The sequence below is a fragment of the Caballeronia sp. genome (assembly GCF_028292365.1).
Taxonomy (GTDB): domain Bacteria; phylum Pseudomonadota; class Gammaproteobacteria; order Burkholderiales; family Burkholderiaceae; genus Caballeronia.
The window spans coordinates 1-14,622 of sequence record NZ_JAQGMM010000445.1 but is presented as its reverse complement, the minus strand read 5'-3'; the positions used below and the strand labels follow the sequence as shown (position 1 = coordinate 14,622).

General features: G+C 59.8%; 14 protein-coding genes. 8 read left to right on the top strand and 6 right to left on the bottom strand.

Annotation, left to right across the window (positions count from 1 at the left end; all coding sequences use genetic code 11):
• The 3 genes from JWR14_RS26485 to JWR14_RS26475 form a co-directional block, all read left to right on the top strand.
• The coding region (locus JWR14_RS26485; RefSeq protein ID WP_299714485.1) for an aromatic amino acid lyase at positions 1 to 567 on the top strand (567 nt) is incomplete at its 5' end.
• Positions 568 to 587: 20 nt separating this feature from the next.
• On the top strand, positions 588 to 1,283 hold the full coding sequence (gene hutC, locus JWR14_RS26480; protein WP_299714482.1) for a histidine utilization repressor: 696 nt from the start codon (positions 588 to 590) through the stop codon (positions 1,281 to 1,283).
• A gap of 338 nt (positions 1,284 to 1,621) precedes the next feature.
• Positions 1,622 to 1,954, top strand: a complete 333-nt coding sequence (locus JWR14_RS26475; protein ID WP_299714480.1) for a DUF4148 domain-containing protein — start codon at positions 1,622 to 1,624, stop codon at positions 1,952 to 1,954.
• A gap of 169 nt (positions 1,955 to 2,123) precedes the next feature.
• Here the strand turns inward: JWR14_RS26475 and JWR14_RS26470 are convergent, their stop codons facing one another.
• Positions 2,124 to 2,807, bottom strand: a complete 684-nt coding sequence (locus JWR14_RS26470; RefSeq protein WP_299714478.1) for a TetR/AcrR family transcriptional regulator — start codon at positions 2,805 to 2,807, stop codon at positions 2,124 to 2,126.
• 383 nt (positions 2,808 to 3,190) lie between these two features.
• Here JWR14_RS26470 and JWR14_RS26465 point away from each other — a divergent pair, with 383 nt between their 5' ends.
• From JWR14_RS26465 to hydA, 5 genes are all read left to right on the top strand, one after another.
• Positions 3,191 to 4,450, top strand: a complete 1,260-nt coding sequence (locus tag JWR14_RS26465) for a Zn-dependent hydrolase (protein ID WP_299714477.1) — start codon at positions 3,191 to 3,193, stop codon at positions 4,448 to 4,450.
• Between the two features lie 63 nt (positions 4,451 to 4,513).
• Complete coding sequence (locus tag JWR14_RS26460) at positions 4,514 to 5,851, top strand: NAD(P)-dependent oxidoreductase (protein ID WP_299714474.1); 1,338 nt, start codon at positions 4,514 to 4,516, stop codon at positions 5,849 to 5,851.
• 34 nt (positions 5,852 to 5,885) lie between these two features.
• Entirely contained in the window at positions 5,886 to 7,178 is a 1,293-nt protein-coding gene (gene preA / locus JWR14_RS26455; RefSeq protein ID WP_299714472.1) for an NAD-dependent dihydropyrimidine dehydrogenase subunit PreA, read from the top strand.
• A 128-nt stretch (positions 7,179 to 7,306) separates the two neighbouring features.
• Positions 7,307 to 8,815 carry an NCS1 family nucleobase:cation symporter-1 gene (locus JWR14_RS26450; RefSeq protein ID WP_299714470.1) on the top strand — a complete coding sequence of 503 codons (1,509 nt, stop codon included), beginning with the start codon at positions 7,307 to 7,309 and terminating at the stop codon, positions 8,813 to 8,815.
• Between the two features lie 22 nt (positions 8,816 to 8,837).
• Positions 8,838 to 10,316 (top strand): dihydropyrimidinase, encoded by a 1,479-nt coding sequence (hydA, locus tag JWR14_RS26445; RefSeq protein WP_299714467.1) that lies wholly within the window; start codon positions 8,838 to 8,840, stop codon positions 10,314 to 10,316.
• A gap of 49 nt (positions 10,317 to 10,365) precedes the next feature.
• Here hydA and JWR14_RS26440 read toward each other — a convergent pair whose 3' ends face one another.
• From JWR14_RS26440 to JWR14_RS26420, 5 genes are read right to left on the bottom strand one after another with little or no spacing between them, the layout of a single operon-like run.
• The gene (locus JWR14_RS26440) at positions 10,366 to 11,646 is read right to left on the bottom strand and encodes an MSMEG_0569 family flavin-dependent oxidoreductase (protein WP_299714464.1); all 1,281 of its coding nucleotides are present in this window, start codon (positions 11,644 to 11,646) and stop codon (positions 10,366 to 10,368) included.
• Between the two features lie 27 nt (positions 11,647 to 11,673).
• Positions 11,674 to 11,958: an MSMEG_0570 family nitrogen starvation response protein gene (locus JWR14_RS26435; protein ID WP_299714461.1), complete on the bottom strand. Its 285-nt coding sequence runs from the start codon at positions 11,956 to 11,958 to the stop codon at positions 11,674 to 11,676.
• A 9-nt stretch (positions 11,959 to 11,967) separates the two neighbouring features.
• Positions 11,968 to 13,137 (bottom strand): MSMEG_0565 family glycosyltransferase, encoded by a 1,170-nt coding sequence (locus JWR14_RS26430; protein WP_299714458.1) that lies wholly within the window; start codon positions 13,135 to 13,137, stop codon positions 11,968 to 11,970.
• A gap of 11 nt (positions 13,138 to 13,148) precedes the next feature.
• Complete coding sequence (locus tag JWR14_RS26425) at positions 13,149 to 14,114, bottom strand: sll0787 family AIR synthase-like protein (RefSeq protein ID WP_299714455.1); 966 nt, start codon at positions 14,112 to 14,114, stop codon at positions 13,149 to 13,151.
• Entirely contained in the window at positions 14,111 to 14,617 is a 507-nt protein-coding gene (locus tag JWR14_RS26420) for an MSMEG_0567/Sll0786 family nitrogen starvation N-acetyltransferase (protein WP_366144602.1), read from the bottom strand. Before JWR14_RS26420 ends, JWR14_RS26425 begins: the two co-directional genes overlap by 4 nt.
• Positions 14,618 to 14,622 lie beyond the last annotated feature (5 nt).

The window sequence follows — 14,622 nt, the reverse complement described above, 5'->3', positions numbered from 1 at the left end:
GGCGGCAATTTCCACGCGGAACCCGTTGCATTCGCCGCCGATAACCTCGCCAACGCCGCCGCTGAAATCGGCGCGCTGGCCGAGCGCCGGATCGCGTTGCTGATCGACGCCACGCTTTCAGGTTTGCCACCGTTTCTCGTACGCGATGGCGGCGTGAATTCGGGCTTCATGATCGCCCACGTGACGGCGGCGGCGCTGGCATCGGAGAACAAGCTGCTTGCGCATCCTGCTTCGGTGGACTCGCTGCCGACATCGGCGAATCAGGAAGATCACGTTTCCATGGCAACGTTCGCCGCCCGCAAGCTGGGCGATATTGCCGAGAACGTGGCGAACATTCTTGCCATCGAATTGCTGGCGGCCGCGCAAGGCGTCGATTTGCGAGCACCGCATCAAACCAGCCCGCGTCTCGCCGAAGTCATGAAGACGCTGCGTTCGGAAGTCGCGCATTACGATCTGGATCACTATTTCGCACCGGATATCGAGGCGATCGCGAAGCAGGTTGTCAGCGGCGAGATCGCGAAACATTGCCCGCTTGCGTTTGCTTCGGAAACATCAACCCACGTTTAACCGGACGCTACACGCCCAGCATGAGCACGCCCGCGTATCAGGAAATCAAGGATCACATTCTCACGCGCATTCATGCGGGGGAGTGGAAGGAAGGCGATCAGGTGCCTTCCGAAAACGAACTGGCGCGCGAGTTCAAAGTCGCGCGCATGACCGTTAATCGCGCGTTGCGCGAGCTGACCGCCGAGCAGATCCTGACACGCGTACAGGGCGCCGGCACGTTCGTGGCGCAGCCAAAATACGCGTCCACGCTCGTGGAAATTCGCAGCATCTCCGACGAAATCACGGGGCGCGGCCACGTGCATCGGGCAGAAGTGATGCACTTGGGCGCGTCCATACTCGACGAACGTCTCGCGCTGGAGATGCAGCTCACCGAGGGCAGCCCCGTATTTCATTCGCGGGTGCTGCACTTTGAAAACGATTTGCCGATCCAGTTGGAAGAGCGCTGGGTTAATCCCGCGCTCGCGCCGGAGTACGCGCGTCAGGATTTCACCAGGATCACGCCGAATCAATACCTGATGGTCGCCGCGCCTTTGCAGCGCGTTGAATATCGGATTGAAGCGGCGCTTCCCGATGAAAGCACCTGCCTCGCGCTTTCGATGAAAGCGGGCGAGCCGTGCCTCATGCTGCATCGGCGGACGTGGTCGCGGGACGCGGTGGCGTCGGTGGCGAACCTCTGGCATCCCGGCGATCGATATCAATTCACGGGCCATTTCTAGACCCGTTACTCGTGCTGGCATTTGCGCTGGACCCTCCCCGGGTCCAGTTGAATTCTTGTGGAAACCGCATTACAGCTCGCTGTATTGCAGGTTGATTCCGCATTCGGAAGGGTATCTCGCGCTATTTCAGTAATAAATTCCGAATACATCCCCTCAATTCCGCTTTGCCGGCCATTCCGGCTCGATTGTTGCGATCTCAACAATGATGTTTCGCGTAAATAAGGGTTTTCCCTCACGGTTTCGAAGCATAGACTTCTTACATCCGAAACAAATCAGCAAACGCTTATATCGGCCTGAGATTGTTTCGAGACCACAAACAAAATACCGGAGGTTTCACCATGTTCAAGTCACTTATTCCCGCAGTTGTTATCGTGTCGGCATTGGCAGCTCCGACGTTCGCATTTGCGCAAAGCACTGACACCAACGGCCCGCTGACGCGTGCTGAAGTCAAGGCGCAACTGATTCAACTGGAAAAGGCGGGGTATAACCCGGCCGGCGACCAAGTCAACTACCCGGCGAACATCCAGGCCGCTCAGGCTCGTGTAGATGCACAAAACGGTCAGGCAGCAACGGCGTATGGTCCTTCGACCAGCGGCACCTCGGCAGTGGGCGTTCGTAGCTCGGCTGCACCGGCGCAAAACGCTCCCGGTTCGGTGTTCTTCGGTCACTAATCGGACCGAGCCGACGCTGAGAAGTTTGAAGTGGACCTGACCGGATCAGGTTCGGCGCAACACCCGATTGAATGACGGTTTGTTCTTTTGGGTATCGCGCCAAATGAAAAACTCGCCCCCCGCACGAAAGCGGCTGGCGAGTTTTTTTTGGTCATCGAAACAACTGCGGTTACTTCGGTGACTTCGCGCCACATGCCCGGATCACGAGCTTGACCACTTCCTCGGTCGACGCATCGAAGGCTTTCTGCGAAAGCGCGCGTTTGCCTTTCAACGCCCGGATCTGCGCGTCAAAATCCGCGTAGTGCTGTGTTGTTGCCCAGATCATGAACATCAGCGTCTGCGCGTCCACAGGCGCGAGCAGGCCACGCGCAATCCAACCATCGATCACGATCACCCGCGTTTCAAGCCACGGCTTGACGCGCTCGTTCAAGATGTCCTGCATGTGCACCGCGCCGTGAATGATCTCGCTCGCCCACACCTTCGAGCCGAGCGGGCGACGCCGCGACAATTCCATTTTCGTGCGTACGTACCCCCCGATTGCTTCGACCGGGTCATCGCTGGACTCGAAGGTATCGGCGGCACGATGCCAGTCTTCGAACAAGTCCTCAAGCACGCGCCGATAAAGCGCCAGCTTGGTCGGAAAGTAATAATGCAGGTTAGCTTTCGGCAGACCTGCACGTTCCGCGATCATCGCGGTACTCGCGCCTTCGAGTCCACGCTCGGCAAACACGGCCTCCGCGCACGCTAAAAGATGCGCTTCATTGGTCTCACGAATGTGTGCCTTGCGCCGCCGCAATGGAACGGGCGCAACGTCGTTTTTCGTTGCCTCGGCTGTCGCTTCGTCATCTCTCATTGTTGTCCTTGCATGGCGCTGTGCGCCTTCTCCATCTTGATCGCGCCTCATTCTATGCGCTTTGACGCCACCGTTGCATAGCCAGCCGTTCGACTTTCCCAAGGCTCTGCTGCATTGCAATGGCACGCTTCTCGCTATGCTTTTACTCTAATCGGAAACCTCGAAAGACGTTGATTTGCAAATATTAATCGGCTACAACCTGTCCAGTTGGACAGGATTTGAAAGGCGGTGAAGGGTGGCCGATTCACCGTGATGAAACGGCGAACGTGAATGGACAAACATTGCACCGCTGCCGTGCGTCGGCTCCCCAAAAGCCGACGCCAATGCACCAGATTCGTATTAGACAAAACCCTAAGTCAAGCAATATGCAAGGAGAACGCGAAATGGACGCGGTAACGGATTCAGCGCTGGATACGTCGATCAGAGTCAATGGCAAGCGTCTCTGGGACAGCCTCATGACGATGGCGAAAATTGGCGCGACACCAAAGGGTGGCGTGTGCCGGTTGGCGCTCACCGATCTCGATCGCGAGGGTCGCGACCTGATCGTCAGTTGGGCGAAGGAAGCGGGTTGCACGGTCAAGGTGGATCAGATGGGCAATGTGTTCATGCGTCGTGCCGGGCGCAATGCAGATGCCGCGCCGGTCATGACGGGTTCGCACGCGGACTCGCAACCCACAGGCGGCCGCTTTGATGGCATCTACGGCATTCTGGGCGGCATCGAAGTGATTCGCTCGCTCAATGATCGTGGCATTGAGACCGAACATCCGGTGGAAGTCGTGATCTGGACCAACGAGGAAGGCTCGCGTTTCGCGCCTGCCATGGTCGCGTCCGGCGTGTTCGCCGGCGAGTTCACACTCGACTACGGGTTGTCCCGCAAGGACATGGATGGCAAGACGATCGGCGAGGAACTCAAGCGCATTGGCTATGCCGGCGATGAGCCATGCGGCGGCCGCAAACTGCACGCGGCGTTCGAACTGCACATCGAACAAGGGCCGATTCTTGAAGCGGAGAACATGACGATTGGCGTGGTCACGGACGCGCAAGGGCAGCGCTGGTACGAGATCACGCTGACCGGGCAGGAAGCGCATGCGGGTCCTACGCCCATGCCGCGTCGTCGCGATGCGTTGCTCGGCGCGTCGCGGGTGGTCGAGCTGGTTAACCGCATTGGGCTCGATCATGCGCCGCTGGCGTGCGCGACGGTCGGCATGATGCAAGTGCATCCGAACTCGCGCAACGTGATTCCTGGCAGGGTGTTTTTCACTGTCGATTTCCGTCATCCCGACGACGCGGTGCTCGCAAAAATGGACGCCGCATTGCGTGCGGGCGTGGAGAAAATCGCGAGCGCTTCGGGGCTCGAAACCCAGCTTGAACAGATTTTCTATTACGCGCCTATCGCTTTCGACGCTGCGTGCGTGAAGTCCGTACGCGCCGCCGCCGAACGCTTTGGTTATGCGCATCGGGACATAGTCTCGGGCGCAGGACACGACGCGTGTTACCTCTCGAGGGTCGCGCCCACGTCGATGGTCTTCGTGCCTTGCGTCGACGGAATCAGTCATAACGAGATCGAGGATGCCTCGGAGGAGTGGATCGAGGCGGGCGCAAACGTGCTGCTACACGCCATGCTCGAACGCGCGGGGCGCTAACGTTGAGTCCGAGTTGGTTTTAGTCGCAAGACCATTCGCTTCCTCACTTCGAAAGGAACGTGTATGACCATGAAGCACATTGGCGATATAGCATCGGGCCGGCTGTCGCAAGAACAATTGTCGTGTCAGTTTTCAGATGTGGCGCCTTTGCTTAATGCCACCGCGGCGGCTGCAGCGTCGAGCCGTTGCCACTACTGCTACGACGCGCCGTGCATCAACGCGTGCCCCACAAAAATAGATATTCCCAGCTTCATTCGCAAGATTAGTAACGGCAACATGAAGGGCGCGGCCGTGGACATCTTGTCGGCCAATCCCCTTGGCGGCGCATGCGCACGCGTGTGCCCGACTGAAATTCTTTGCGAGGGAGCCTGCGTCAGAAATCATCAGGATGACAAAGCAGTCCAGATCGGTGCGTTGCAACGTCACGCCACCGACTGGGCGATGGCACGCGGCCAGCCGCTCTTCAAACGTGCGGCGGATACCGGACGTCATGTGGCAGTGGTTGGCGCGGGGCCAGCGGGGCTGGCCTGTGCACATCGTCTGGCGCTCGACGGCCACCGGGTCACGCTCTTCGACGCCCGGCCCAAGCCCGGCGGCCTGAATGAATATGGCATCGCGGCGTACAAGGTGGTCGAGGATTTCGCGCAACGCGAAGTGGAGTGGCTGTACTCGGTGGGGGGTATTGAGGTGAAGAACGACGTGATGCTCGGCCGCGATCTGACGCTGAGTGATCTGCGAAAGCAGCATAACGCCGTGTTCCTTGCCATCGGTCTGGGCGGTGTGCGCGCGCTGGAACTCGAAGGCGAGACGTTGCAAGGGGTGTACAACGCGGTCGATTTCATCGAGCAGGTGCGTCAGGCGGATGCGCTCGCAAGCGTGCCGGTGGGGCGTCGCGTGGTGGTGATCGGCGGCGGCAACACGGCTATCGATGCAGCGGTGCAAAGCCGCAAGCTGGGTGCTGAAACGGTCACGATGGTATATCGCCGGGGTGTGGAGAACATGGGCGCGACGTGGGCCGAACGGGAATTCGCGCAGACCAATGGCGTGACGATCATCACGCATGCAAAGCCGGTGCGTTTAACCGACGCAGGCGGCCAGGTTACGGGCGTTGAGTTCGAAACTCCCGAGGGCGAACGCTACGTCATTGAAGCCGACATGGTGCTGAAGGCGATTGGGCAAACCCTCGCGCCAGACGGTCTTGAGAGCGACATGCTTACGCTCGACGGCAGCCGTATCGCGGTGGATTCGAGTGGCCGTACATCGCTCGACACCGTCTGGGCCGGCGGTGACTGCGCGGCGACCGGCGGCCTCGACCTGACGGTGCAGGCGGTGCAGGACGGCAAGATTGCGGCCGAGTCCATCCACGCGTTCTTCGCGGCAACGGCCATCAAGGCCGCATAAAAAATCCACGATCCCACAATAAGGGAGCCAGCTCATGGCCGATCTTCGCAATACGTTTGCCGGTATCAAATCGCCGAATCCTTTTTGGCTCGCATCCGCACCGCCCACCGATAAAGCCTACAACGTCAATCGTGCCTTCGAAGCGGGTTGGGGCGGCGTTGTATGGAAAACGCTGGGCCTCGATCCGCATGTGGTGAATGTGAGCTCACGTTATGGCGCGGTGCAATGGAATGGCCAGCGCATCGCAGGACTGAACAATATTGAACTGATCACTGATCGTCCACTCGACATCAACCTGAAAGAAATCACCGAGGTCAAGCGCGACTGGCCGGACCGCGCGCTGATCGTCTCGCTGATGGTGCCGTGCAACGAACGCGACTGGAAATGGATCTTGCCGCTGGTGGAGGACACCGGCGCCGATGGCGTCGAACTGAATTTCGGTTGCCCGCACGGCATGAGCGAACGCGGCATGGGTGCGGCGGTCGGCCAGGTGCCCGAATACGTTGAGATGGTCACGCGCTGGGTGAAGGAAGGCACGAAGCTGCCGTGCATCGTCAAGCTGACGCCGAATATCAGCGACATCCGCACCGGTTCGCGCGCGGCTTACAAAGGCGGTGCGGACGCGGTCTCGCTGATCAACACCATCAATTCGATTGTCGCGGTCGACCTGGATCTCATGGCGCCGATGCCGACAGTCGACGGCAAGGGGACGCATGGGGGATACTGCGGCCCGGCAGTCAAACCGATCGCACTGAACATGGTCGCGGAGATTGCGCGGGACGTGGAAACGCCTGGTTTGCCGATCTCCGGAATCGGCGGCATTTCGTCATGGCGCGATGCGGCCGAGTTCATGGTGCTGGGCGCAGGCAACGTGCAAGTCTGCACGGCGGCCATGCACTATGGCTTTCGCATTGTCTCTGACCTCGCGGACGGTCTCTCGAACTGGATGGATGAAAAAGGCTACGCCACGCTCGACGATATCCGCGGACGGGCCGTACAGAACGTGACTGACTGGAAGTACTTGAATCTGAAGTACGACATCAAGGCGCGTATCGATCAGGATAAGTGTATTGAGTGCGGGCTTTGCCATATCGCTTGCGAAGATACGGCGCATCAGGCGATCATGCGCGAGAAGGACGGCAAGCGGCATTTTGAAGTCATCGATTCGGAATGCGTCGGGTGCAATTTATGCATGCATGTGTGTCCGGTCGAGCAATGCATCACGATGGAACGCGTGGATGCCGGTGAATATGCGAACTGGACGACCCATCCGAACAATCCCGCACGCGTGGACGCCGACGTTGAAGAAAGCGTGAAGGCCGCCTAGAGTTGAAAACCCGTAGCAAACGCTAACGATAAAAGTCCCCCGGCGTTCGACGCCCGACCTGGAATCACAGCCTGACATACAGCTTGATCCGCGGGCGCGGACCGCAACGATCTGAGGAGATCAACCTGATGAAGCAGCCAGCGCATTCTGTCGACCCGCAGTTCGCGGCCGGCGCCAGCAGCAGTCTATATAACGACGACCTGGCGCCAACCACGGCCGCGCAACGGACGTGGAAGTGGTATCACTTTGCCGCGCTGTGGGTCGGCATGGTGATGAATATTGCGTCGTACATGCTCGCGGCCGGGCTCACTGAGGAGGGCATGTCGCCGTGGCAGGCGGTGCTGACCGTGCTGCTCGGTAACATGATCGTGCTCGTGCCCATGCTGCTGGTCGGGCATGCCGGCGCAAAGCATGGCATTCCCTACGCAGTGCTGGTGCGCTCGTCGTTCGGTACGAAAGGCGCAAGGCTGCCCGCGTTGCTGCGCGCGGTGGTGGCGTGCGGATGGTATGGCATCCAGACCTGGCTCGGCGGCAGTGCGATCTATACGTTGATCAATATTCTCGCCGGTAATACGACGCATGGCGCACCGTTACCCTTCCTCGATATCTCGCTCGGGCAGCTCGCGTGTTTCCTGTTTTTCTGGCTGATCCAGGTCTATTTCATCTTGCGCGGTACCGACTCCATCCGTTTCCTTGAAAGCTGGTCCGCGCCGATCAAGATCATCATGTGCCTCGCGCTCGTCTGGTGGGCGACGTCGAAGGCGGGCGGTGTCGGTGCGATGCTCGCACAGCCTTCGCAGTTCGTGGCCGGCGGCAAGAAAGAAGGTTTGTTCTGGGCAACCTTCTGGCCGGGTCTGACAGCCATGGTCGGGTTCTGGGCCACGCTCGCGTTGAACATTCCGGACTTCACGCGCTTTGCGCGTTCGCAGAAGGACCAGATCATCGGGCAATCGATCGGCCTGCCGGCGCCCATGGCGCTGCTGTCCGTGATCTCGGTCGTGGTGACCTCGGCAACCGTGGTGATCTACGGCAAGGCGATCTGGGATCCTATCGACTTGACCAGCCGCATGACGGGCATTGGCGTAGGTGTGGCGCTTGTGATCCTGACGCTCGACACCATGAGCTGTAATCTTGCCGCTAACCTCGTGGGTCCGGCTTATGACTTTTCGAGCCTTTGGCCGAAGGGAATTTCTTATCGCGTGGGCGGGATGATTACGGCGTTCATCGCTATTGTGATGATGCCGTGGAAGATCCTGGCGACCACGCAAGGCTACATTTTTACATGGCTCGTGGGTTACTCGGCGCTACTCGGACCCGTGGCGGGCATTCTCATGGTCGACTACTTCCTGATCCGCGGCACGCGCCTGAATACGCGCGAACTCTTTAATGAGAATGGCGAATACAGCTATACGGGTGGCTGGAACATGGCTGCGGTGGTCGCGTTGCTCGTGGGCGTATTGCCCAACTTGCCCGGCTTCCTGCATACAGCATTTCCTGCTGCGTTTCCGAACGTACCCGCATTCTTCAACACGCTTTACACCTATGCATGGTTCGTGGGCCTCGCGCTCGCATCGATTGTTTATGGCGCATGGATGAAGATGGGCAAGCGCCCGACGGCGCGAATTGCCAGCGCCTGATTTCTCTTGGGAGACAAGCAAGATGACGATCCTGATTCGCGGCGGCACGGTGATTGACGCGGACCGTACCTATCGAGCGGACGTGTTGTGCGCCGACCCGAAGGACGGTGGCACGATCCTGCAGATCGGCCTCGATCTCGAGGTTCCTGCGGGGACTGAAACGATCGATGCGTCGGGCCAGTATGTGATGCCCGGCGGTATCGATCCGCATACGCACATGGAGTTGCCGTTCATGGGCACCACGGCGAGCGATGACTTCTATACGGGCACGGCGGCGGGCTTGTCGGGCGGCACGACAAGCATTATCGATTTCGTGATTCCGAGTCCGAAGCAGCCGCTGATGGAAGCGTTTCACGAGTGGCGCGGCTGGGCGGAGAAGGCATCGGCCGACTACGGTTTTCATGTGGCGGTGACGTGGTGGGACGAGTCGGTGTACCGCGACATGGGCACGCTCGTGCATGATCATGGCGTGTCCAGTTTCAAGCACTTCATGGCGTATAAAAACGCCATCATGGCCGACGATGAAGTCCTCGTGAACAGCTTCGCGCGATCATTGGAATTGGGCGCACTGCCCACCGTACATGCCGAAAATGGCGAGCTCGTGTTCCAGCTTCAAAAGCAATTGCTCGCGAAAGGTTTCACTGGGCCGGAAGCGCATCCGTTGTCGCGACCGCCTGAAGTGGAAGGCGAAGCGGCGAATCGCGCGATCAGGATTGCGCAGGTGCTGGGCGTGCCTATCTATATTGTGCATGTGTCGTCGAAAGATGCTGTCGATGTCATCACGCGTGCACGCAGCGAAGGTCAGCGCGTGTTTGCTGAAGTCTTGCCGGGGCACCTGGTGATCGATGAATCGGTCTATAGCGACCCTGACTGGACGAGGGCCGCTGCGCACGTGATGAGCCCGCCTTTCCGTACCAGCGAGCATCGGGAGGCGTTGTGGCGTGGTTTGCAATCCGGACAACTGCACACCACAGCCACTGACCACTGCGTATTTTGCGCATCGCAGAAAGCCATGGGCCGCGAGGACTTCACGCGCATCCCCAACGGTTGCGGCGGGGTGGAAGATCGCATGTCGATCCTCTGGCACCATGGCGTGAATAAAGGACGGTTGACCCCGAATGAGTTCGTGCGCGTGACCTCCACCAATGCCGCACAGATTTTTAATCTGTTCCCGCGCAAGGGCGCGGTCCAGGTGGGAGCGGATGCCGACCTCGTTGTGTGGGACCCGGCCGCGACCAGAACGATCTCGGTCAAGACCCATCACCAGAAGGTGGATTTCAACGTGTTCGAAGGCATGACCGTGCAGGGCGTGGCGACTCATACGCTCACGCGTGGCGCGCATGCATGGGCAGACGGCGACCTGCGCGCAGTGCGAGGCGCGGGGCAATATTTGAAGCGTCCGCCAAACGGTGCTTACTTCGATGCCACCCGGATTGCGAACCAGTTGAAGGAACCGCATCCAATCCATCGTGCAGGTGACAAGGTCGTGAAGGCGGCTTGAGGTCTGTGGCAGTGTCACAACGAACCGGCGCTTGATGCGCCGGTTTTGTTTAGACGGTCGCTTCGTCGCGCGTCAGGGCTTTAGCTTCCCGGCAAGCATTGATCTTCTCCACAACATGCGCAGCGTCTCGCGCGACGCCCGAGAAGCGGCCCGATCCCCATGTGTGCAACCACGGCAAGCCGACAAAGTAGAGCCCGTCCAGCGGCGTCAGGCCACGCGTGTGCGCAGGATAACCGCGGCCGTTGAAAATGGGGGCATCGAGCCAACTGAAGTCCGGCGTGAAGCCAATACACCACACGATCGACCCTATTCTGCTCGCTTGCAGATCGAGCGTGCTGCGTTCTTCCGCGGGCGACCACATGGGTTCGTAGCGCGATCCCGGCGGAGCATCAATTCCATTTTTTTCGATGTACGCATCGATGCCCGCGTTGATGCCGTTGAAGGTCTTGTCAGCGCTGTCGAGATTCTCGGTCAGGTTGGGCGCGAAATGCAGTACGCCGTCTTGCAGATCCTGAAGCCGGCCGTACAGTTCCATGCCTTCGGCCGCAAACTTGCGCAGATCAATATCGCGGCCGCCATCACGGCCGGTCACATAGTGATTGGTATTGTCGCGGACACCTTCGCGCAGCGGATGCTGATCGACAGGCATGTCGTAATACTTCATGTCGGCGAGCCAGTCGACGACATCGCGGCCGCGATAAAAGCGCGCACAACGTGGCGCCTCGCCGACTGCAAGGATCACCTTGCGTCCGGCCAGATGCAGGTCTTCCGCGATCTGCGCGCCCGATTGCCCCGACCCGACGACCAGCACCGCGCCCTCGGGCAAAGCCTGCGGGTTGCGATATTCCGACGACTGGATCTGATTAATGGAGCGCGGCAAGCGTTCAGCCATGCGCGGCACGATAGGCATGTGATAACCGCCCGATGCGACCACGACCTGGTCTGCCGTGAAGTGCCCCTGGCTCGTGGACACACTGAAACCGCCTTCACTGTTACGCGCAACCCGCTGCACTTCCACGTGCTCGATCACGGGGGCATTGACGGTTCTAATGAAGCCATCGAGATACTCGATGATTTCGTCCTTTCTCATGAAACCGTTCGGATCGTCGCCCGTATAAGGGTAGCCGGGCAGCGCGCATTGCCAGTTGGGCGTGACGAGGCAGAACGCGTCCCAGCGTTGTGTGCGCCATGTATGCGTGACGGTGTTTTTTTCCAGCACGAGATGGTCGATCCCTGCTTGCTTCAGGTAGTAGCTAACCGACAATCCCGCCTGACCGCCGCCTACCACGATCACGCTGGCGTGCGTTGTGTTGCCCGATGTTGTCGACATGATTCGTCCTTTCGAAAAGAGTGGCGCTCAGACGAGCGCGATGACCTTGACCTTCGCGTCCGGCTCTCCGATAAATCGTTCGGCTTCCACTTCAATCTTCGCTAGCTGGTCCATCGCCGCCGAGCATGCAAAGCCGTACTTTTCGCGCACGCGTTCGGAGGCAATATTCAACGCTTCACGGGCGCGCGAGACGAAGTCATCGACGGGATAATCTTCTCCAGGCGTAAAGAAATCGCTGACCACTTGCGAGGGCGAATAACAATTTGCTTCGCTGTTATCGGGCCACTGGATTCGAAAATGCATGACCGGCATGACGGGTTCCTAAAATGTTGGAAGAGAGCGGCTTGCAAGCAAGGCGCTATAAATGTCGAGATGTTTTCGTGCCGATGTTTGCCAGCTCATGCGATCGAGCAGCGCGGGCACGGCGTGATTGAAATCGGTTCGATGACGGCCGTCGATCACGTTTTCGAGCGCAGAAGCTATTGAGGCGGGATCGGTGGGCGTGGCCCAGCAGCACAGTGCGTTGTCCAGATATTCGGTAAACGGTGCAATGTTCGAGGCCACGACTGGCGTGCCGCATGCAAGCGCTTCGAGCACGACGAGGCCGAATCCTTCGCGCAGAGAAACCATGGCGAGGACATCGGCGCAACGAAAAAGTGCCGGCATGTCGGCGTCGTCGAGCGGGCCGGTGATGGTTACCGCTTCCGAGAGGCCGTACTCGGCCACGCGTTCCATGACGGCACGCGCGTAAGCGTCGTGATCGAGCAGGCTTGCACCGCCCGCGATCACCAGACGCGCACGGGGATGATGTTCGACCAGTTCGGCAAATGCTTCGAGCAGGCCCAGTGTGTTCTTGCGTGCTTCAATACCACCGACTGCAAGCACGATCGGCCCGGTGCCATCGATACCAAGGCGCTGCCGCAATCTTTCATCGTGAAGCGTACGCTGCGTCGAATAGCGTTTCAGATCGACGCCGTTTGACACAGTCGCCGCTTCGATGCCGTGGGTATCGCGCATCTCGCGCGTCCACACTTCACTCACACACAGCACACGGTCCGCGTCGCGCCATGCACGCCTTTGCCACGCGGCGAGGCGCGGGTTGTCAAAGTGATCCAGATGATGCACTGTCCGCACAAAACCTGCTATCTCACCTTCCGCCGTTAGCTCGGCAAGCGCGTTCCCACTGATGCTGTCCTGTGCGTGCAGCACGTCGAAGCTTCGAGGATCGCAGGCTTTGACGCTGGCTTTGAGCGCGCGCAGCCGCGCGTCGACGAGGGCGACCGTGTTTTGCTGCGAACCTTCGATAGTGGCAAGAATCACGCGGCATGGCGGCTCCCTGAAGAGCGTTTCTCCGGCTGCGGCCGGCGCGAAAAGGGTCACCTCGTGGCCTTCGTCAACCAGCGCGCTCGCGAGTTCGAGTGCATGCACCACGCCGCCGCGCGGATTGACCGAGTGCGTGGTGAGGGCAATCCGCATCGCCGTGTGTGCCATGTCCGGCTCCCTTATCTTCCGACGATGAACGCGTCATCGTTGAAGTTCCAAAGCTCGGCCGATTCGCTGCCTTCGTGCAGCACCACTTTGCGCGACGCGTCGACCGTACCGATCACCGCACATGCCAGTTCACGTTCAACGAACAACCGCTCTACCTGGGCCGCGTGTTCTTCGCGCACGGACATCACGAAGCCAAAGCTGGGGAACGCGCTTAACCAGCGCAGCCGATCGTGTCCGGGCGGCGAGGGCAGACGCGAAAGATCAATGCTTGCACCCATGCTTGAGCATTCGAGCAGCATCAGCGCGGTGCCGAGTGCGCCGGCCATGCTGATGTCCTTGGCGGCGTCGCAAAGACCGCTTTCGGCGAGCATAGGCAGTAATTCGAGGTCGGCGCGCAAGCGTGCGGCGGGTGCGCCAACCGACGCATTCCAGAACGGATACGGATCTTCAAACGCGCCACGCAAATCGACCGCCATCATCAGGCGGTCGCCAGGACGAGCATTGAAACTGGACAGCAGTTTGTTTGCGCGCCCAAGAATGGCCACTGCAAGTTGGGCCTGATCGCTGCGCGTATTGCTATGACCGCCGACGATCGGCACGCCGTATACGGACGATGCCGCCGCCATGCCCGCAAGCACATCGTCAGCCGCATGCAAGCCGTTGCTCCAGAGGGCGTCGACAACAGCGATCGGGCGGCCGCCCATTGCGTAGATGTCGCTGACGTTGACCATCACGCTGCTATAGCCCGCGAACCAGGGCATGTCGCGCACGAAGTCGCTGACCAAGCCTTCGATGGCGAAGAGCAAGTGAGAGTCCCCGTCGGCAATGGCCGCGCAGTCGTCGCCCATGGCGACCGAGTCGCTCGAGTCGTTACTCGGGACATACCGGGCAAGCGACGACATCACGCCTGCAATATCCGTCTTGTGGCGAAAGCCGCGCGTTTCCCTTAGCGCAGCGACGAGGTCCGTCACTGTCATGACGTGCTCCGTGCGGGCGAATACTGCGTCATGAAGCCGCTTTGCGGCGTCATGCAAGGCGGGTAGAACGCAAGATCCGCCTGCATCAGATGATGCGGCCGGCCATGCATGAGTTCTTCGGAGAGCGTGGTCCAGTGCAGCGCATGAAACAATGCCGCGTTTTGGCTCTGCACATGCGCGAGGAAAGTTGTGCAGCCAAGCGCATGCGCGCTGCTCACTGCAAGCTTGATCAGCGTTGCGCCAAGCTTTCCATGCCGCCGAAACGCGGCATGCACCGCGAGCCGTGAGCCGGCCCACACGCCCGGTTCATCCTCGTGAATGCGCACCGTACCAACGACCTGCTCAGGCATCCCGCCGATACAACTCACCGCCACAATCAGTTGCGCGCGCTCATCGATTTCATCGCGGTCATCGCCGATAAAAATCCCTTGCTCGATGCAGAACACCGCGCGCCGCAGCTTATACGCTTCGTTCGCTTCCCACGGCAGCGTGGTCCACTTGATCGTGT